General features: G+C 56.5%; 15 protein-coding genes. 4 read left to right on the top strand and 11 right to left on the bottom strand.

Going from position 1 to position 18207, the window contains the following annotated elements; translation table 11 throughout:
• From WHJ28_RS11100 to WHJ28_RS11140, 9 genes are all read right to left on the bottom strand, one after another.
• On the bottom strand, window positions 1–427 hold a 427-nt coding region (locus WHJ28_RS11100), incomplete at its 3' end, for a lactate racemase domain-containing protein (protein ID WP_340042184.1).
• Between the two features lie 11 nt (window positions 428–438).
• Window positions 439–1275: a triose-phosphate isomerase gene (locus WHJ28_RS11105; RefSeq protein ID WP_340042185.1), complete on the bottom strand. Its 837-nt coding sequence runs from the start codon at window positions 1273–1275 to the stop codon at window positions 439–441.
• Window positions 1276–1287: 12 nt separating this feature from the next.
• On the bottom strand, window positions 1288–2436 hold the full coding sequence (locus tag WHJ28_RS11110; protein WP_340042186.1) for a class II fructose-bisphosphate aldolase: 1149 nt from the start codon (window positions 2434–2436) through the stop codon (window positions 1288–1290).
• Between the two features lie 44 nt (window positions 2437–2480).
• Entirely contained in the window at window positions 2481–3296 is an 816-nt protein-coding gene (locus tag WHJ28_RS11115; protein WP_340042187.1) for a sugar phosphate isomerase family, read from the bottom strand.
• A gap of 103 nt (window positions 3297–3399) precedes the next feature.
• On the bottom strand, window positions 3400–4938 hold the full coding sequence (locus tag WHJ28_RS11120; RefSeq protein ID WP_340042188.1) for a CehA/McbA family metallohydrolase domain-containing protein: 1539 nt from the start codon (window positions 4936–4938) through the stop codon (window positions 3400–3402).
• Between the two features lie 31 nt (window positions 4939–4969).
• A complete protein-coding gene (locus tag WHJ28_RS11125; protein WP_340042189.1) occupies window positions 4970–6499 on the bottom strand; it encodes a tripartite tricarboxylate transporter permease in 1530 nt (509 codons plus the stop codon).
• A gap of 19 nt (window positions 6500–6518) precedes the next feature.
• Window positions 6519–6965 carry a tripartite tricarboxylate transporter TctB family protein gene (locus WHJ28_RS11130; RefSeq protein ID WP_340042190.1) on the bottom strand — a complete coding sequence of 149 codons (447 nt, stop codon included), beginning with the start codon at window positions 6963–6965 and terminating at the stop codon, window positions 6519–6521.
• 44 nt (window positions 6966–7009) lie between these two features.
• On the bottom strand, window positions 7010–8035 hold the full coding sequence (locus tag WHJ28_RS11135) for a tripartite tricarboxylate transporter substrate binding protein (RefSeq protein WP_340042191.1): 1026 nt from the start codon (window positions 8033–8035) through the stop codon (window positions 7010–7012).
• A gap of 200 nt (window positions 8036–8235) precedes the next feature.
• Complete coding sequence (locus WHJ28_RS11140; RefSeq protein ID WP_340042192.1) at window positions 8236–9237, bottom strand: LacI family DNA-binding transcriptional regulator; 1002 nt, start codon at window positions 9235–9237, stop codon at window positions 8236–8238.
• Window positions 9238–9849: 612 nt separating this feature from the next.
• Here WHJ28_RS11140 and WHJ28_RS11145 point away from each other — a divergent pair.
• Window positions 9850–14526: an S-layer homology domain-containing protein gene (locus tag WHJ28_RS11145; RefSeq protein WP_340042193.1), complete on the top strand. Its 4677-nt coding sequence runs from the start codon at window positions 9850–9852 to the stop codon at window positions 14524–14526.
• Between the two features lie 92 nt (window positions 14527–14618).
• On the opposite strand, the gene WHJ28_RS11150 is transcribed toward WHJ28_RS11145, so the two are convergent.
• Both WHJ28_RS11150 and WHJ28_RS11155 read right to left on the bottom strand, forming a co-directional pair.
• Entirely contained in the window at window positions 14619–15965 is a 1347-nt protein-coding gene (locus WHJ28_RS11150) for a transglutaminase-like domain-containing protein (protein ID WP_340042194.1), read from the bottom strand.
• Window positions 15966–15980: 15 nt separating this feature from the next.
• Window positions 15981–16472, bottom strand: a complete 492-nt coding sequence (locus tag WHJ28_RS11155) for a hypothetical protein (protein WP_340042195.1) — start codon at window positions 16470–16472, stop codon at window positions 15981–15983.
• 204 nt (window positions 16473–16676) lie between these two features.
• Between WHJ28_RS11155 and WHJ28_RS11160 the strand changes: the two genes are divergently transcribed.
• The 3 genes from WHJ28_RS11160 (at window position 16677) to WHJ28_RS11170 (ending at window position 18131) form a co-directional block, all read left to right on the top strand.
• Window positions 16677–17306 (top strand): TetR/AcrR family transcriptional regulator, encoded by a 630-nt coding sequence (locus WHJ28_RS11160; RefSeq protein WP_340042196.1) that lies wholly within the window; start codon window positions 16677–16679, stop codon window positions 17304–17306.
• A gap of 148 nt (window positions 17307–17454) precedes the next feature.
• The gene (locus WHJ28_RS11165) at window positions 17455–17940 is read left to right on the top strand and encodes a hypothetical protein (RefSeq protein ID WP_191433479.1); all 486 of its coding nucleotides are present in this window, start codon (window positions 17455–17457) and stop codon (window positions 17938–17940) included.
• Between the two features lie 8 nt (window positions 17941–17948).
• Window positions 17949–18131 carry a hypothetical protein gene (locus tag WHJ28_RS11170; protein WP_340042197.1) on the top strand — a complete coding sequence of 61 codons (183 nt, stop codon included), beginning with the start codon at window positions 17949–17951 and terminating at the stop codon, window positions 18129–18131.
• The last annotated feature ends 76 nt before the right edge of the window (window positions 18132–18207 follow it).

The raw sequence follows: 18207 nt of genomic DNA on the forward strand, positions 1-18207 counted from the left end.
TCTGGTTGGTCCAGTAGAACTCGTTGAACAGCTCCTCGCCCAGGATCTGCTTCATCTCGGACACGGTGGCACGGGGATGCAGACCGTTGGAGAACATGAACAGGATGTCCTTCTTCTCCACGCCGGCGGCGTACAGCTCATCCAGGCAGGCCCGGATGGACACCTTCCGGTGGGAGGTGGGCTGGCAGCCGCCCTTTACGATGTCGGGGATGACGAAGACCACGGTCTTGCCGGGGCCGGCCAGCTCCTTCAGTGCGGGCATACCCATGGGGTTGCGGATGGACTCCAGGGTGGCGTTGTACAGGCTGTCCCAGTCCTGGGGCAGACACTGAGGATCGGGCACGGTGGTGCCGGGGATGAACACGTCGGTGTTGTCGGGCAGGTTGGCGCTCATCAGGCCGTGGCCGTATTCAAAATCAAGCTTCATGTGTGTTCTCCTTACTTACCAAGATAGGTCTTGATGATCTCCAGATACTCGTCGGGGTAGAAGCCGATCTCACCCTGGAACCGGGTCAGGGCGATGAGGCCGCCGTCGATCTCGTCGATGGAGGCCAGCATCTCGGCGTTGTCCACCTTCAGGCCGCCGCCGTACACCACGTCCAGACCGCCGGTCACTTCCTTGACAAACTTGGCGATCTTGGTGATGTAGGGCTTATCGGCGGGGGTCTTGCCGGGGCCGATGGACCAGATGGGCTCGTAGGCGATGACCACCTTGGAGGTGTCCACGCCGTCCAGGCCGATCTTCAGCTGGTCGCCCAGCACCTGCTGCCACTGCTCCTGCTCCTCGCTCTTCTCGCCGATGCAGTAGAGCACGGTCAGGCCCTGCTCGATGGCCAGCTTGATCTCCTGGTTGAGCAGGCGGTTGACGGCGGCGGTATCGGTGACGCCGGCCTCAGCCAGCACGCCCATCTTATCGTTGCGCTCCTCGCAGTGGCCGATGATGGTGGAGGTGCACCCCATGGCCTTCACGATGGAAGCGGGACGGTTGGTGGTGAAGGCGCCAAAGTTGCCGCCCACAGCGGTGTTCATGCGGTAGACGCTCTGGGAGCCCACCTGCACGGGGCTGTTCTCACACTGGGCAGCCACAGCGCCCAGGATATGGGCTTCGGGGAAGTACTGGACGAACTCCACCTCGGTGGGATCGTAGTGCTTCAGGCCCTCCTGGGTGTGCTCCACGATGTACTTGCCCCAGTCAGCCACGGGGGCGATGCGGTTGACGCCGCCGAATTCCACCGGCACATCGAACCGCTTCAGATTCAAATACAGATGCTTCATTCCGCCCACTCCTTACTTCTTGTAGAAGTCGATCATGTCCTCCAGGGACTTCTGCTCCACCAGAGGAGCCTTGCCGTAGGAGCCGAAGTTGACGATCAGGGAGCCCACGGCCTCCTTCACGCCGGCCTCCACCCGGCTCATCAGCAGGGCCACGTCCTCGTCGGGCACATTGCCGGTGAGGACGGTGTCCATGATGGGGGGGAAGAACACGCGGGGATCGAAGGCAGCCTTCTTCTCCTCCAGCAGGGCGTACACGCCGCCGATGGAGGGGCTGTTCTGCAGCTCAGGCTTCTGAGCGAAGAGCTCCTTCATGTTGCGGGTGACGGCCAGACGGATGTCGGTGTCCACGTTGATCTTGCGGATGCCGCAGGGAATGGCCTCCATCAGGCGCTCCACCTGGATGCCGTAGGCGTTCTGGATATCGCCGCCCAGGTCGTTGATCTCCTTGACGATGTACTGGGGCACGGTGGAGGAGCCGTGGGACACCAGGGCGCAGAAGATGCCCAGGCGGTTGATGCACTCCTTGATGGCGATGGGGATCTCCTTGCGGAGCTTGGCGTCCTTACCCTTGTTGGCGCCGTGCTGGGTGCCGTAGGAGATGGCCAGGGCGTCCACGCCGGTCTTCTGGATGAACTCCACGGCGTCCAGGGGGTTGGTGTAGGTGGAGGTGGCGGCGAACACGTGGTCCTCCTGGCCGCCCAGCACGCCCAGCTCGCCCTCAACGGACACGCCGCGGGCGTGGGCATACTTGACCACCTCGCGGGTCAGCTCGATGTTCTGCTCCAGGGGCAGAGAGGAGCCGTCGATCATGACGGAGGTATAACCGCCCTCAATGGCGGCCACGCAGGAATCGAAGTCCTTGCCGTGGTCCAGGTGGAGCACCACGGGGATGGGGGAGTTCTCGCCGTACTTCTTCACGGCGTTGGCGATGTTGCGGGCGCCCTTCTTCTTGTCCTCCAGAGTGCCGTTGGCAAAGTCCACACGACCGCCCATGAAGGCGTTGGCCAGGTCGGCGCCCTGCAGGATGGCGGGGGAGCGGAAGGTCTCGTGCATCTCGATCACGGCCTTGGCCTGGGCCACGGCGTTCACGTTAAAAGCGCCCTGAGCGTAGTTGTGCTTCTCAGCGGCTTCCATCAAAGGTCTCAGGGGTACCAAAGGCATAATAAGTTCCTCCTTAATAATTGCGGCTTTTTCTGTTGTTGAACTCAGAAGGGCTGGCCGGCGGCCAGGGAGTTGGTGAAGATGATGGCGTCGGGATGGTTCTGCAGCAGGCTGGCGGGGAAGTGAGCGGTCACCTCGCCGTAAGCGGCCTGACGGACCACGGAGCGGTGCCACTCACGGAACACGCCCAGACGGACCTTGCGGGCGCCCAGGATCTGCTTGATGCCGATGGTCACGGCACGGTGGGGCATGGCGTCGATGGCGCCGCAGCGGTCGCCGATGGCGTTGGCGGTGCGGGTCTCGGGATTGAGGGTGAGGGCACGGGTGCCCTGAGCGGCAAACTCCTCGGCGGTCATGTCCTCACGGGACTCGTTGAAGGCCAGATGGCCGTTGATGCCGATGCCGCCGAAGGCGATGTCCACGCCCCCCAGCTCCTCGATCAGGCGGTCCACATAGCCGGGGTCGGCGGGGTTGGGGAACACCCGCTGCTCGGCGGGCATAAGCAGCTCCTCGTCGATCTGGCTGTACACGGTGCGCTCCATGAACCCCCGGAAGGACAGGGGGCTCTCCTTCTCGATGTAGGTATCGTCGTCATTGAGATACTCGTCCATGTTGATGAACCAGCAGTTCTTCAGGCTGATCCGGTCCCGGTTCACCAGGCGGACAAAGATGGGGTACTGGCCCACAGGACCCACGGGGCAGATAATGACGGTCTTCTCGTTCTTCTCATTATGGGCCTTGATGGTGTTGATCATCTCCATGGCGATCTCATAGAACACCTCGCCGGAGTCCCCCAGCTTCACAACGGGAATCTTGGCGTCTTTGCCCAGGTCCTGGGCGGAAATGTGATAGTAATCCATGTGGATCTTCCTTTCTTTGGACAGATATGATGGCTGAAAAAGGCAACAAAAAGCGCCCCACTCCGTCCGGTCAGAGGAGTGGGGCGGCTGCGAAAGAGGTTATTTAATTCTCCCGGCAGAAAATGGGGCTGACCCAAGCGGTGTCCCCATTGCGCAGCCAGACGCGCAGGCGGTATTGGCTGCCGTGGTTCAGGGAGACGCTGCGCTTGATCTGCATGGTATAGGCGGCCTGGGGCACAGCCTGACGAATGCGGATCTTGTGGGCGCTGTGCCAGACCAGATCATCCCGGTAATGCTCAATATCGCCGAAGGTGGCGCGGCAAAGAGCCTCACTCTCCTGATACTGGGCATAGATTTTTCCGGTGTGGAGTATCTCGCGGACAGGCATCTCATACAGAGTGCCGTCCACCGTCAGCCGGATCACATCATCCAGCTTGACCTCAGCTTCAAAGACAAAGCCTTCCTTCTTGACCGTGCTGGGTCCCATCCAATGTCCGGTATCGGTGGACATATAAGTCGTCATGTCAAACTCACAGGAGTCCTCGGTCACGTTATACAGCCGCTGACCAAAGCTGTTCCAGCACTTTTCGATGCTGATCAGCTTACCGGGAACGTCCAGCCGGCCGTGCCAGTGCTTCTCAATCTGCTCTTTGAAGAACCGGGGGTTGGGGCCCCAGCCGAACTCCACGGCGAACTTGATGCGGAAGGGCTGATCCTGGGGCAGAGGCTGCCGCTCCCAGGTACCGGAGTGAACCACCATTTCATCCACGATATTGTCGCAAAGCAGCTCCACCCGGTCAATGGCGTCGGCGGCCTCGATCTGCACGTTCAGCTCATGCTCGCCGGGGGCCACGGTGCCGCCCATGGGCACGCCGCCGATGGTATAATCGATCTTCATACGGGTACGGCTGACACCGTACACACGGCCGGCCCGCAGGCCCTCCCAGATCTGCTCCTTGCTGGTACCCTCGGCCAGGACGCACATAATGCCGTGGTCACAGGCCGCGGGGACGTTGTGGTTATCGCCGCTGGCGATACAGCCTACCTTCAGGCCCCGCTCCAGGCCCCGCTCATAACAGGTCTCGCCGGTACGGGGGCCCATGTGGAGGTGGCGCTCCATGTCCCAGGGGCCGGTGTCGTTTTCGCTGCAGCCGTGGCTGGAGTAGATCTCAGCAAAGGGAGAGAAACGCTCATCGTGGGTGGCCCAGTTCTTACCGCGGCTGCCAAGCTGATAGGCTACATGGTGAGGAATGGCGATAGCCTCGGTATTGCTGTACGCATCCCGGAGCTCTCGGTACTCCATGGGGTGGAGCATGGGCTGCTCGTTGTCCAGGAAGAATACGTTGTGGTCGCCGTCATGGCCGCAGCCCTGCCACTCATAGCCCATGAACATAGGCCAGCCTTCGGCGTTGATGCGCTTGACGGCCTGGCGCACCTGCTCCCAGTCGGCCTGGATCTTCTCCTCGGGGTAGAGATCTTCCAGGGGCGCGCCGGCCTCATTGCGGCGCATATACATGGGATAGTAGGCGATGGGCCAGAAGTCCAGAACCTCCCGGGCGTGTTCGCACCAGCGGTCCAGTTGATCCATTTGGTTGTGATGAATATTGCTGTGAAGATCGGTCCAGAGATGTTGATAGGGCATTGCGTCTAGTTCCTTTCCGTTTGCGTCTAATTTAGTCCTGCTTCATGTCTTCCGCCATGCGGGCCTGCAGCGCCTGGGCAGCTTTCTTTTCCTTTATGCTGCCGCGCTTCAGAAGATAGACCAGGAAGAAGGTGAGCACCAGGAAGAACAGACAGATGGGACGCTGAAGGAAGATAAACCAGCTGCCATCGCTCATGATCAGGGCGTTGCGGAGGTTGGACTCTGCGATGGGGCCCAGCACCATGCCGAGAACAATGGGGACGGGGGGAAGATCGACCTTCTGCATGAAGTAGGCAATGATACCGAAGACCAGCAGCACATACACATCCATAATGGAGGAGGAAATACAGAAAGCGCCGGTGCAGCATACCACCACGATCAGTGCGGTCAGCAGATCCTGGGGGATGTGCGTGATCTTAACAAATACTTTCAGCAGATACTTGCCCTGAATGAACATGAACGCCTGGGCGATCAGGCAGCCGATCAGAATGGCGTAAACCACAGGACCATCGTTTTCGAAGAGCTTGGGTCCCACCACCAGGCCCTGCATGGTAAAGGCGCCAAGGAGGGTGGCGGCCACTACGTCGCCGGGGATACCCAGGGTCAGAAGAGGGATCAGCGTGGCAGCAGTGGCGCCGTTGTTTGCGGCCTCGGGGGCGGCAATACCCTTGATCTCGCCCTCGCCGAATTTTTCGCCCGGCTTTGCGGTACGCTTGGCCTCATTGTAGGCGATGAAGGAGGCGATAGCACCGCCGGTGCCGGGGACCGCGCCAATGAAGGCGCCAATATTGCCCGACTTAAACATGGTCCAGAACAGATGCTTGAACTCACGGAAGGTCAGCTTATCGTTTTTATCCAGCTTCTGCAGACGGCTGGCCTGACCCTGCTCGGTGCCGTTGATGCGGCTGATCATCTGGGCAATGGCGTAAACGCCCAGCAGAACGGCCAGCATATTGATTCCCTTATACAGGTTGACGTTGCCGAAGGTAAAGCGGGCCACACCACTGATGGCATCCATGCCCACCTCGGCGATCAGAATGCCCAAACAGCCGCTGATGATTCCCTTCAGGATGCTCTCGCCGCTGACCGAGGCAATGACAGAAAGACCGAAAATAGCCAGGGCAAAGTACTCCGGCGGACCAAAGCTCATGGCCAGACGGCCGATTTGCGGGGCAAAGAAGAGCAGCCAGCAGGCGCTGATGATGCCGCCCACCGTAGAGGCGGTGAGCGCAGTATTCAGAGCCTTGCCGGGGTAGCCTTTCCGGCACAGCGGATAGCCGTCCAGCAGCGTGGCCGCGGCTGCGTTGGTGCCGGGAGTGTTAATGAGTACAGCGCTGATGGAGCCGCCGAAGTTGGAACCGAAGAAGATGGCGGTCAGCATCAGGATGGCGGGTACAGGTTCCAGCATAAAGGTAAAGGGCAGCAGAACAGTGATGGCCAGGTTGCCGTTCATGCCGGGGATGGCGCCAAAGATAATGCCGATGAACATACCGATGTTCATGAAAATAAAGTTTTGGATAGTAAACAGACTGGCGAGAGCCTGCGAGATGACGTCGCCCATTTCCGACTCCTCTCTGTGCTTAAGGCAGACGGATGTGCAGCACCTGAGTCAAGGCCAGGTAGAGCAGCACGACCATCGCCAACACGATCACATAATACAGCGGCTTTTTACACCGCAGAAAAAGCAGGGTAGCCGCACCCAGGATCAGGGTGGCCGCAATGAAACTGTACCGGAACAGAATAGCATAGAGGACCAGGACAGCCATATAGGCCAGCGCTTTCAGTTCCTTATTCAGATGCAGCTCTTTCACGGTATCCTTTTTGAATACCAGACTTTGAATGATGAGCAGGACCCCGAACAGAGCGCACACCCCGCCCAGGATATAGGGAAAGGTGCGGGGGGTGATGCCTACGGACTCAGTGAAGCCGACGCTGATCTGTAAAGGAGTCAGTACGCAGACCGCGATGCCAAAGATCGTGCTGATGATCCCGGCCACCAGGTTTGAACGGAATTTAATCGTTTTCATGATCCTTCTCTCCTAACAAGACAACATCCAAGTCAATGGAGAAATTACTGGAGGGTCTGCTCGTCATAATAGGTGGCAAAGGCATTTTCGCAGAATTCCTTTGCGCTGGCCACAGTCTCACGCACCTGCTCGGCGTTCTGATTGTCGGGGATATAGGCGGCATTGGCGGCCAGCTCTTTGAATTCATCGGTCTCGCGGTACTCCAGCATATCGGTATAGATCTTATCCAGCACAGCCTGGTCGGTACCCTTCTTGGCGATGAGGAAGTTGCAGGACTTGAACACCACGTCATAGCCCATGTCCTTTACGGTGGGGACAGTGACGCCTTCATAGCCGGTGAAAGGTTCGGGAGAGAAGCAGGCCAGAGCCTTCAAAGAACCATCCTCAATGTACTGGGTGGCAGCGCTGGCGGCCACGATGGCACACACCGCGTCGCCGGAGGCCACAGCCAGGGCGTTCTGAGCACCGCTGTCGGCAGCCAGAACCTCGCAGTCCACACCGGCCTCGCCGAAGAAGGCCTTGGCCAGCATATGGGTGGCGCCGCCAGCGGCGTTGGCGCTGCAGATGATGCGCTGATTCTGGCCGTACTCGATCAGACCCTCCACATCCTCGATGCCGCTCTTGGCGGGATTGGTGAGGAGAATGAAGTCATCGGATACCAGAGAACCCACCACCTCATAGTCGTCCAGATTCATCTGGATGTCGGGGCTGAAGAGGGGAGTGAGAGTAAACAGGGCGATGCCGGCTACCATAAGCTCGGTGGGGGCGGCATCCTTGCTGTTGAGGTCGTTGATGGCGATGGCGCCGTTGGCGCCGGTCAGATTGTTCACGATCACGGACTGACCGTACTTTTGCTCCATGCCTTTGGCGGCGATCCGGCAGATGGTGTCGGCGCTGCCGCCTGCGGCAAAGGGAACGCGGATGTTGATGCTGCTGGTGGGATGCCACTCTCCGTCTTCACCCAGGGCATTGTTGGCGTCATTCTGGGCGCCGCCGCCGCAGGCCGTCAGGGAGGAGAGGGCCATGGCACCGGTGAGTGCCAGCGCGAGAAGTTTCTTGCTCAGTTTCATAGTGTTCGTTCCTTTCTGCAATAAAATGAAAACGTTATCTTTTTGATTGAGCTTTCGACTGTGTATATTATCAAAGAAAAATGCAAAAATCAATGGGGTATTTCCATATTTTTTAATAGAAGTTTTTAGTAAAAAGATACATATATCAGCGAAGCAATGTGAAAGAAAATGAAAACGTTTTCAAAATAAAAAAAGAGCACCTATTCATGATAGAGCGACTTCACACGGATACGTTGGGGTGGAAGCTGCTGTTCCGAAGAGGCCTGAAGGCGGTGGAGCAGGGTTTCCGCAGCGGTGATGCCTTCCAGCTCGGAGTTCTGCATGACGCAGGGAAACTCCATACCCAGCTTGTACAGCGTGTGGGGCATGGTGAAACCTGCGATATCCACCATCTGAACCAGATTGCGGTCCAAATGGTTCAGACCGATCACGGTTTGTTCTACATAGTCCGGCTCAAATCCCAAAATAGCGGGGCGAATTCCGGGCAGAGCCTGACTGATATGCTTCATGATCTCGGCAACGCGTCCATCGCGCCGGCAGCCATACCAGGTGTGGACCTTCTCCATGGGAAACAAATGCTCTTCCAGAGCGCGGGTAACGCCCTGAAGGCAAAGCTTGGTATTGAACGCCGCCTGTTCGCCCAGCAGCAGTTCAATGCTCTGACAGGAGGCTGTATGCAGCATATGGTCCATCAGCCAGTATGCGTTTGCTTCGTGGTCTTCACACACAATGTCGCAGTCAACTTCCTCAGCCCGGTCGATCAGCAGTACATTGGGAAAGGTCAGGACCGTTTTTTGCAGAAAGGCGGAATTCAAACCGGACGAGGCGACGATAAGGCCGGCCACCTTTTGCTCGATCAGCTGCTGAACGAAAAAGCGCTCCTTCTCGGCATCGTTATCGCTCTCACAAATAAAGGTCACATAACCCGCGTTAAAAAAATAATCGCTGATGGCCTTGCAGGCTTTTGCAAAGAAAAACTCCAGATTTGGAACGATTACGCCGATGCTTTTAGAAGAACCCTGGCGCAAATTGCGTGCAAAGGTATTAGGGACATAATCCAACTGATTGATGGCATCTTTGATGCGATAGGCCGCAAAGGGCTTTACACGGCCGGGGTCGTCCAGATAGCGGGACACGGAGCTGATGGATACCCCTGCTACCGCCGCCACATCGCGGATCGTGACACGTTTTTTGTGATTCATAACAGCAGTTCACCTGACCGATCCATTCATGAAAAGATAGAAATAGAAAAAGAGTGGAGAAATCTGTTCTGCTTTAGCAGAAGCATATTTTTTATATCATTTTTATGGGAGCAAGTCAATCGTGTGACTGCCGGAAAAGGTAAATTCTGTATTGCGCACCAAGGAAGTATGCAGATAGCGGGACTGAAATCGCCTTGGGGTAAGGTCCAGACGGCGGTGTGTGATTGTAGCTGATAATAAATTTTAGGATAATATGACAAAGAAAGAAAATATTTTTTGTGAACTATGAGAATGGAAAATGAATTCTCATGTGATAAAATCCATAATATAGAATGCGTTAAAAATGAAAATATTGGTCGAAGTGCTGAATTTTGCGGCTGAAATGGCATGGTGAATGATAGGATAAGTATAAGACAGCTTCAATATAAAGTTGATCATAATTGTAATAAAAGATACGTCTACAGATATTGCCGTGTAGACCACGGGACAGTATATTTGGACTGAATTAAGTGCGATAGCCTGGCTTTGCTGTGGGCAAAAGGAAAGGACGCCCCTTTTGCGGTTGGAAAGGATTTCTTGTACACAAGCTAAATAAAAAAGGAGGAACATTTTATGGACTTAAAACGGGCAGGGAAGAAATGGGGAAGCCGTGCGATCAACTCTATTTTGGCTCTTCTTATGATGCTTCAGTTCGGTTTACCCGTATATGCGGAAACACCAGTGCCAGAGAATGTGGAACCTTTGCGAGGCGGCGATAGGGATTCCTGTGGATATGTGGAAATAACGGGCGCTGAAGACCTGACCTCCGGTGACATATATGCCATTGTCTATACTGCGGACAGCGGAGCGGAAAGCGGCAATATTTTATATCATAAAGACGCTGAGCCCCTGAGCGATCAGGTAACGGGACAGCTTGCTGACAACAAATTGATTCTGGATGATGTAAGCCGTTTTCCGGAAACCGCCCAGACATGGGTGATCGATGCGGTTGAGGGCGGTTACACGGTAAAAAGCTGCTCCGGAACGGATATGTATCTGAACCTGAGCCAGCCTACCAGTTTCAAGGTACCGGTAACCAATACTCCAGAGACTTTGACGATCTCCGCTGTGGAAGGCGGTTTTACCATCTCCGGTATGGCTGAGGAGGCACCTTCCTGTCTGGCCCATGGAAGTTCCGGGCAATTTTATGTCGGAGCAGCGTCCTGTACCCTGAGGATCTTCAAGAAAACGGAGGTGGAATCACCTGTCCAGCCTGAGGATGCGCTGGCTATTCCCGGCTATACCCGGGTGGAAAACGCAGCCCTGGACGAAGGCAAGTATTATATGATCGTCAGCCAGGACAGCGCGGGTGATCTTTACGCGTTTTATCCTGATCAGGCCTATAAGGCAACCGATCCGGGCAATGCCATTGATCCCAGTCATGCCAGAGGTTGTCCCGAGGGTACCTTTGTGGCCGCACTGGCGGTGGACACCGAAGCTGGTACGGTTTCTGCCAGGTGGGCCACAGCGGCGCAGGCTGAGCTTGAGATGAAAGACCTCTGGTTCACTGTTGAGCAGAATGGGACGCAGTGGGGATTTGTGGCCGCCAATGGGTTCTACCTGGCCATGCAGACAGATATGCTGACAGAGGCCCCTGCCTACCTTGCGGTCAGCGCCGATTCTGATGGTGACTTTACGCTTACAAGCGGGACCAAGCGCTGGCTGGATTTCAACAAGAGCGGTGATCCCAATCAGTTTAAAACCTTTGCGACAAACTTCTGGGGTCCAAGCGGCAGCAAGCGTTTTCCCATCTACCTTTATACCAAGGACGATGCAACCCCGCCTCCTGTGGTCAGTAAGGCAGCATTGAAAGCGGCAATTACCGAAGCCCAGGCACTGGATACCGAGATTTATGATGAGAACAGCAAAGCGTTCCTTGAGACTGCCCTGAATGCGGCCATTGAGGAGCGGGATCGACAGGACTCCACAGCGGAAACTGTGGCGGCTGCTACAAAAGCGCTGCGGGAAGCTATGCAGGCCATGCGGCCCAAGGACGAGTTTCTGGCGCCTGAGCGCCCCAACCCCGACCACGGCGTTACCACCGGAGAGCCCTTCCCCACGGGGATCGGCGGCAGTGAGACCTTTCGGATCCCCGCGCTGATCACGCTGAACGACGGTTCTCTGGCGGCGGCCATCGATGCCCGCTGGGACAACTGCCCTGACGGATTCGGCATTGATACCCTCTTCAGCAGATCCACCGACGGCGGAAAGACCTGGGAGTACACCTTCCCCAACTACTTCAACGACAGTGTGGACCAGTACTGGGGCGGCGGCAAAAACAAGGGCAATGCCACCGCGTTCCTCGATCCGGTCATGATCCAGGGCAAGGATGGAACCATCTATCTGATGACCGATGTGTACTCCGGTGGGACCTTTATCCTCAATGCTTCCACCGACTCTGGCTATGAGCTGATCGATGGTGTGGAGCGGCTGGCCATCCATTACAGCCGGGATGGTGCGGCGGGTACTTATGATTTCTATGTGGGCGACTTTGTTAAGGCCGAGGGCGACGAGAAGGCATTTGCACCGCTGATCGCCCGAGGCGACGTTGAGAAAAAGGCCGCTTATTATGTGGACGACCACTACTACCTCTACACCGCCGACAAACGGCCTATGTACTGCAAGCAGTTGGGCACCAACGAGCAGCCCTGGAGCGGCAAATATGTCCGGCAGAATGTGTTCTACTACAACGCGGATCTCCATGTCCGCAGAGCAACCTTCCTCTGGCTGGTGACCTCCAACGACAACGGTAAGACCTGGTCCGCGCCGACCATTATGAACCCCATGGTGAGAAAGCGTCCTGCCACCCATCGATTCTACGGTGTTGGGCCTGGAGCGGGACTGTGCCTGGATGACGGTACCATTTTGCTGCCCTGCTACCTCCATACCCCGGAGCGGTCCAGCTTTATCTACAAGAACCCCGGCGAAGATACCTGGCATCGCTCGGAAGACGCCTCCACGGATACCTCCAGTGAGAGCGCTCTGGTCCAGATCGACGAGAACCGGGTCCGCCAGTTCTGCCGTGACCAGCACAACGTGCTCCGCTACACCGACCACATCCGGGATCCCAAGACTATGATCTGGACAGCGCAGGAGCCTGTGCTTGTAAACGGTGTTCCCAAGACCACCATGAATCAGATCTCCGCGCTCCGCTATTCGGGTAAGATCAACGACAAGCCTGTGATCCTGGTGTCCACTGCTGCAACAGGAACAGCTACCCGTGAAAACGGCAAGATCTATGCCTTCAATCTGGAAAATGATGAGGGTAGCACCATGACACTCATTGGCACCTATGTGGTCAATCAGCCTGGTGAGGTCTACGGCTATTCCAGCCTGACCGAGCTGCCGGATGGCTCCATCAGCCTTCTGTATGAGGACACCTGGACTCACGCCACTTATAAGAACATTCTCCTGAATGAAATCATTCCGTCCGCCATTGTGGACGGCAAGCGAACTGTGGTGGTTCCGCTCTACCAGTCGGTAGAGGATACGTTCGAGTTTGAGACGCTGCCAACAGAGGACGAGCTAGCGCAAATGGACGGTGCCATTGCCGCTGCGAAGGTCGTGGATGGAAAGGTCCTATATACCGGCAACAAGCTCGGTGAGACCAGCTATGTTGTCGACGGTGTGACGGTGATCGTCCGAGTCACAGATCCCGAGGATGTTCAGGATGTGGCTCTGGAAGTGGGAGAATCCCGGGATATTGAGGTGGCGCAGGGTGAGATCCAGCGCAATACCGATCCCGGTGTGGTGGATGCCGTGATTACCACCGTGGACAAGAGCATTACCGTCACCGGCGGGCAGGGCCATACCGGCACCGATGCCGCGTATGATGGAGAATTGGAGCCGCTGGCAAAGGGATTGCATATGTTCGTTGCTGACGACGACGGATTCCAGGTATTTGGCAGAAATGAAGCTTCCCAGCGGGTTTGGCTGAATGCCGCAGGAACAAACGGATATCCCTTCTCCAAGCAGCCTGTCACCACCTATTTCGAGCAGCAGGACGACAGCACCTTCTTTATAACCACGGAAGGGCGGTATCTGGCGTTCTGGAGAAACGGCAGCAATATCTTTGATGCTGGCAGCAGTGCCTCCGGGGATCTCTACAAATTTAAACTGTACCGGCCCGCGGCGGACGGCGAGGCTTCCAGTGAGGAGCTTCCCGGCTATGTCCGTATCCAGCAGGCAGCTGAGATCAAGGACGGTGGTTTCTACCTCATTGCTGCTGAGTATCATGGAGATCACTACATCCTGTGGCCCTCCATTGACAGTAGCAGCAAGTATGCCCATATTGTAAAAGCAGACAAAGCGGCGGAAAGCGTCACATATAAATTGGAAAATCAATTCTATACGCTGACGCTCACCGGCAAGTCTGCCGGCACAGCAGACGTCGTGGTGAATGATAGCATCTACCGTGTCTCTGTTGTGGGCGGCGAAAGCTCTGTTACGACCTATCCCATCACTGTGGAGCAATCGGATAACGGTACTGTGACGGCCAGCCGTGCCCACGCCTCCAGAGGTCTTACGATTACCCTAACGGTGAAATCCGATGAGGGCTATAAGCTGGGAGCCCTTACCGTGGTCGACAAGAACGGCAGTGAAGTCAAGCTCGCGGACAAGGGCGACGGCAAGTATAGCTTTACCATGCCCGCCTCCGCGGTTGCGGTTCGGGCGGAGTTTGTGGCAGAGAGCAGCGCTCTGCCGTTCAACGACGTGTCGGTGAACGATTGGTTCTACAGCGCTGTGAAGTATGTTTACGGCAATGAACTGATGAACGGTACTTCTTCCAACACTTTTGCGCCCCTTATGACTACCGACCGGGCTATGATTGTCACGATTCTTTGGCGGTTGGAAGGCAGCCCTGTGGTCAAGTATGCCGTGGATTTCGGCGATGTAGAGAACGGCGGATGGTATACCGAGGCTGTTCGCTGGGCTGCCTCTGAAGGTATCGTTACCGGTTACAGCGATGCTGTGTTTGCGCCCAGCGATACCGTGACCCGTGAACAGCTGGCGGTGATTCTGTATCGCCATGCAGAGAGTCAGGGCTATGATGTGTCTGGTAAGGGAGATTTGACTGCCTTCTCTGACGGTAGGAAGACCTCCCCCTGGGCTGTGAAAGCCATGGAGTGGGCAGTAGGCGCCAAGCTTCTGTCTGGTAAGGGCGGCGATGTGCTGGATCCCACCGGTACCGCTACCCGGGCGGAAGTGGCACAGGTTTACATGAACTTTGCCCAGAACCTGAAAAAGTGATCATAAGCCACCTCCTCCGGTCGTGCCGGAGGGGGTGGCAGCCAAACGGCCCGGAGGATGTACATCCTCCGGGCCGTTTGGCTGTTTGTTATTCAGATGTTGCTGGACAGCAGCTCAAACTCCAGCAGCTCCTGGCTGGTCTCCCGTTCCGGGGCATCCAGTCCACGGCCACCTACCATCAGTTCGCCTACCTGATTGTCATAGGGGTCCTGCCGCCAATCCTGCATGGGCGGCGTCAGAGACGCCTGGAAAGCGCTGTTTGCCACCATGCGCCAGGGGTCCAGGCTGCCGAAGTAGTGCCGGCGGCGCACCGTTTCTCCGTTGCGCCGGGCGGAGGAGCCGAAGGAGCAGTCCGCCCACAGCCAGCCGTGGGGCGCCAGATAGAACATGGCCCAGTCGTGGGGGCCCACGCTGTCCGGACGAACGGCCAGGCCGCTCTGCCACCGGGCGGGGATGCCCGAGATGCGGCACAGGGTAATGAAGAGCAGGGCGAATACGCCGCAGTCTCCCCGCAGGGTCTTGGCGCACTGGTCAGCGATGCAGTCCAGTTGGAGGTATGCGGGCTGGTAGCGGTAGTCCACCTGGCCGGTCACATAGTCATAGATAGCCCGGGCTTTCTCCGCCGGTGTGGAGCACCCCCGGCAGATTTCTGTTGCCAGTGCCTGCAGGTAGGGGGTAAAGACGATGTGAGGGTCCTGCTCCTCCAGATCGAAGGTGGGCTGAACAGGGTCCAGCGGCAGTGCCATGGGGTCGGTATACTGGGCCTGAATGAGATAGCGGTAGGTTACGGAGAATTTATTCACCCCCTGTGTCCGCCACCATATGGTGCGCTGAGGAGCGCATTCCGGAGCGGCGATGCCGCCGGGGGTGTGGTCCAGGATCTGGATCTGGCTCTGCTGGGGACAGGCGGCGGGGATGGGGAGCCAGGCCTGAACCTCTTTCCCAGTTACCGGCACCAGGGAGCGGATAGTGGCCCGCAGCGTGATCCGGGCGGTAAGAGCGCCATCAGCCTCCATCCTGGCCAGCACAGCGTCCCGGGTGGAGTGATCCTGGACCTCCTGACAGAGGCCTGGGGCTTCTTTGGGATAAATGCGCAGGGATTCCAGAAACCGCTCCTGGCACCGCAGTTCTCCGTTGATCATGCGCCAGTCAATGCGTCCGTGGTCCACCAGGGCATCAAACTGTTCCTCCGTGCACTGGGGCCACTCTGCCCGGATCATAGCAAGGGCTTCGGCACGGGAGTAGGGGTAATCGCCGGGCAGACGGGTCAGCCGCAGACGTTCCGCCTCCAGGCGGGGAGCCAGCAGAGGCTGAGTGCGGCTGGCCAGACGCTGGTCGATGAGCCGGATGGCGCCCGCCAGATCGCCCATCTCCTTTCGGCGGGCAATATCTGTGGGCAGCGGATCGTTCAGGTGCAGAAAAGCAGCGTTTTTGGTCATATGGCAGGCCTCCATTTACGAATTCTTGGTGAGATCCAGACCCTGTGCTCCAATGTCTACAGAGCCGTCCATCAAAGAGATGAAGGGTGAGAATTCCGCTGTCTCCTCCTCATAGGTCAGACGGATGGTTGCGTCGGCAAAGATATCGCTGGCGTTGCACTGGAGGATAAAGGGCTGGCAGTCCGGGTCCTGGTAGATCAGTATGGGTTGGGAGGACGCCAGATCGTTGCGGTACAGGGATAGCTCCATACCGGTATATCTGGGGATCACCAGATAGTAGTCCCCGGTGGAGAGGTAGTGAACAGGCGGACTGTCGTGATCCAAATAATGCTCCATATAGTAGTCCAGATTATCGATTTGCTGATATCCCAGGTAGGCCACGGCATAATACTGCCCGTCCTCAAAAGGAATGGCAGCCTGTTTGGAAGCCTCAGGCTGAGCAGTGCAGCCGGAGAGAGCACCCAGACAAAGGAGAAAAGCGGAGAGGCCACAGGTCACTTTTTTCATAGCGCATCCTCCAAATCTGCCGGCTGGCGGCGCTATTCTGATTGGTGTGGGTAAGGTTATTATAGCAGGAAAGCCCAGGCTTTACAACGGAGGCAATACTTGATGGATGGAGGGAATAAGAAGTCCGGTTTGACTTGTGAGAACAATCAAAATGTGATAAAATAAAAACAAGAATGAAAAACTGTTTTTATTTGGAGGTGCCCAATGCCGAAAGTCGCCTACTCTGAAGAGGAGCGGAAGCAGATTCGTCAGGCGCTGGTCGCCACGGGGCTTGCACTGATGACGAGGCAGGGAATCCAGCACACGACAGTGGAACAGATCTATACGGCGGTGGGGATATCCAGGACCTTTTTCTATTCCTTTTTCCCCACCAAGGAGGATCTGATAGTGGAGATGCTCTATCTCCAGCAGCCAAGGCTCATTTCCTATGCTCAAAGTTTGATGGACGATCCTGAGCTGAGTTGGCGGGAGGGCGTCGGGCGATTTCTGTACACCTGCTGCTATGGTGAAAGAAACGGTATCGCGGTGTTGTCTGTGGAGGAGCAGCGGCTGATTTTCCGGCGGCTGTCGGAAGAGAGCTATCGGACCTTTCGGGAAAAGCAGCGGGCGCTGTTCGGCAGTCTGTTGGCGTGTTTTGGGATCAAAGCGGACCCGGCCAGAATCGGGCTTTTTACCAACCTGAGTCTGTCTGTCATGATCATTTGCCGGGCCATTCCGGAAACGCTGCCCCTCTTTGCTCCGGAAGCGGCCCGGCAGACCATTGCGTTCCAGATCAATGCTATTGTGGACTGCCTGGAGCAATTCAAACACGAAGCGCCGGCAGACGGTGTGTAACACCGGTCCGCCTGAGCAGAACCATTTGATGTTTTGTTCAGACGGACTGTTTTATCAACTCAATAAATATGAAAATAGGAAAATATATTTATTTTACCGGGCTGACGGCGGAGCCGTCCCAAAATAAAATGTGCAGGAGGAAACAGCCATGGGATTGTTCAGCAAATTGTTCAAGGGACCTGAGGTAGATATGGAGAAGAGCAACGCCAACGCAAAAAAGATGCGGGCGCTGTTCAACCAGGTGGTGGAAAACGGGGACGAGTACAGATTGATTTTCGGCTATACCGAGGATGTGAGCCGGTTCAACTACGGCTTTGTCCACGGCAGCAAGACCAAGATCGGAAATTTGATCGTGGGCTGGAACGAGGCCAGTCAGACCATCGTTGTGGTGCCTACTGTACCTGATCTGTCCGGCTGCGGTGACCCTACCTATTACCGCCGCGCTGAGATTCTGAAGGCCTACCGGAACAAATATCCCACCGACGCTTTCATTATCTATCCAGATAAGAGAAGCTACATTGGGATCAACGCCTATGACTGGCTGGAGGATGAAAGTCTGTACGTCTATGTGTCCCAGGAGGAGGAACTGAAAGCCTTTACCGACTTCTTCCTCAACCGCTTTGCTACCAAGTGAGGCGTCCCATGCCTCTGCTAGAGATTGGCGCCATTGTATTGGTGCTTTTGGTTATCGTTATTGTGGGAAATCTGTGGTTTCACTTTGTGGAAGCCATTCTGGATCGGATCAGGCGGCTCTTTCACCGGAAAAAGGAGCCGCCGGCGTGGCATCCCCTTCCGCCAGAGCAGGATGACCGGGAGGATAGCTGATATCCATAAAAGCTCAATCAATAAAACACCCCCTGATTTGCCCCGTTTCAACGGGCGGGTCAGGGGGTGTTTGTGC

The organism is Flavonifractor porci (assembly GCF_037572415.1).
GTDB lineage: Bacteria > Bacillota > Clostridia > Oscillospirales > Oscillospiraceae > Flavonifractor > Flavonifractor porci.

What these genes read in the sequence shown, in the direction of transcription:
- WHJ28_RS11105 (WP_340042185.1), bottom strand. Translation starts at nt 1,275, where the DNA reads ATGAAGCATCTGTATTTGAATCTGAAGCGGTTCGATGTGCCGGTGGAA.
- WHJ28_RS11110 (WP_340042186.1), bottom strand. Translation starts at nt 2,436, where the DNA reads ATGCCTTTGGTACCCCTGAGACCTTTGATGGAAGCCGCTGAGAAGCAC.
- WHJ28_RS11115 (WP_340042187.1), bottom strand. Translation starts at nt 3,296, where the DNA reads ATGGATTACTATCACATTTCCGCCCAGGACCTGGGCAAAGACGCCAAG.
- WHJ28_RS11120 (WP_340042188.1), bottom strand. Translation starts at nt 4,938, where the DNA reads ATGCCCTATCAACATCTCTGGACCGATCTTCACAGCAATATTCATCAC.
- WHJ28_RS11125 (WP_340042189.1), bottom strand. Translation starts at nt 6,499, where the DNA reads ATGGGCGACGTCATCTCGCAGGCTCTCGCCAGTCTGTTTACTATCCAA.
- WHJ28_RS11130 (WP_340042190.1), bottom strand. Translation starts at nt 6,965, where the DNA reads ATGAAAACGATTAAATTCCGTTCAAACCTGGTGGCCGGGATCATCAGC.
- WHJ28_RS11135 (WP_340042191.1), bottom strand. Translation starts at nt 8,035, where the DNA reads ATGAAACTGAGCAAGAAACTTCTCGCGCTGGCACTCACCGGTGCCATG.
- WHJ28_RS11140 (WP_340042192.1), bottom strand. Translation starts at nt 9,237, where the DNA reads ATGAATCACAAAAAACGTGTCACGATCCGCGATGTGGCGGCGGTAGCA.
- WHJ28_RS11145 (WP_340042193.1), top strand. Translation starts at nt 9,850, where the DNA reads ATGGACTTAAAACGGGCAGGGAAGAAATGGGGAAGCCGTGCGATCAAC.
- WHJ28_RS11150 (WP_340042194.1), bottom strand. Translation starts at nt 15,965, where the DNA reads ATGACCAAAAACGCTGCTTTTCTGCACCTGAACGATCCGCTGCCCACA.
- WHJ28_RS11155 (WP_340042195.1), bottom strand. Translation starts at nt 16,472, where the DNA reads ATGAAAAAAGTGACCTGTGGCCTCTCCGCTTTTCTCCTTTGTCTGGGT.
- WHJ28_RS11160 (WP_340042196.1), top strand. Translation starts at nt 16,677, where the DNA reads ATGCCGAAAGTCGCCTACTCTGAAGAGGAGCGGAAGCAGATTCGTCAG.
- WHJ28_RS11165 (WP_191433479.1), top strand. Translation starts at nt 17,455, where the DNA reads ATGGGATTGTTCAGCAAATTGTTCAAGGGACCTGAGGTAGATATGGAG.
- WHJ28_RS11170 (WP_340042197.1), top strand. Translation starts at nt 17,949, where the DNA reads ATGCCTCTGCTAGAGATTGGCGCCATTGTATTGGTGCTTTTGGTTATC.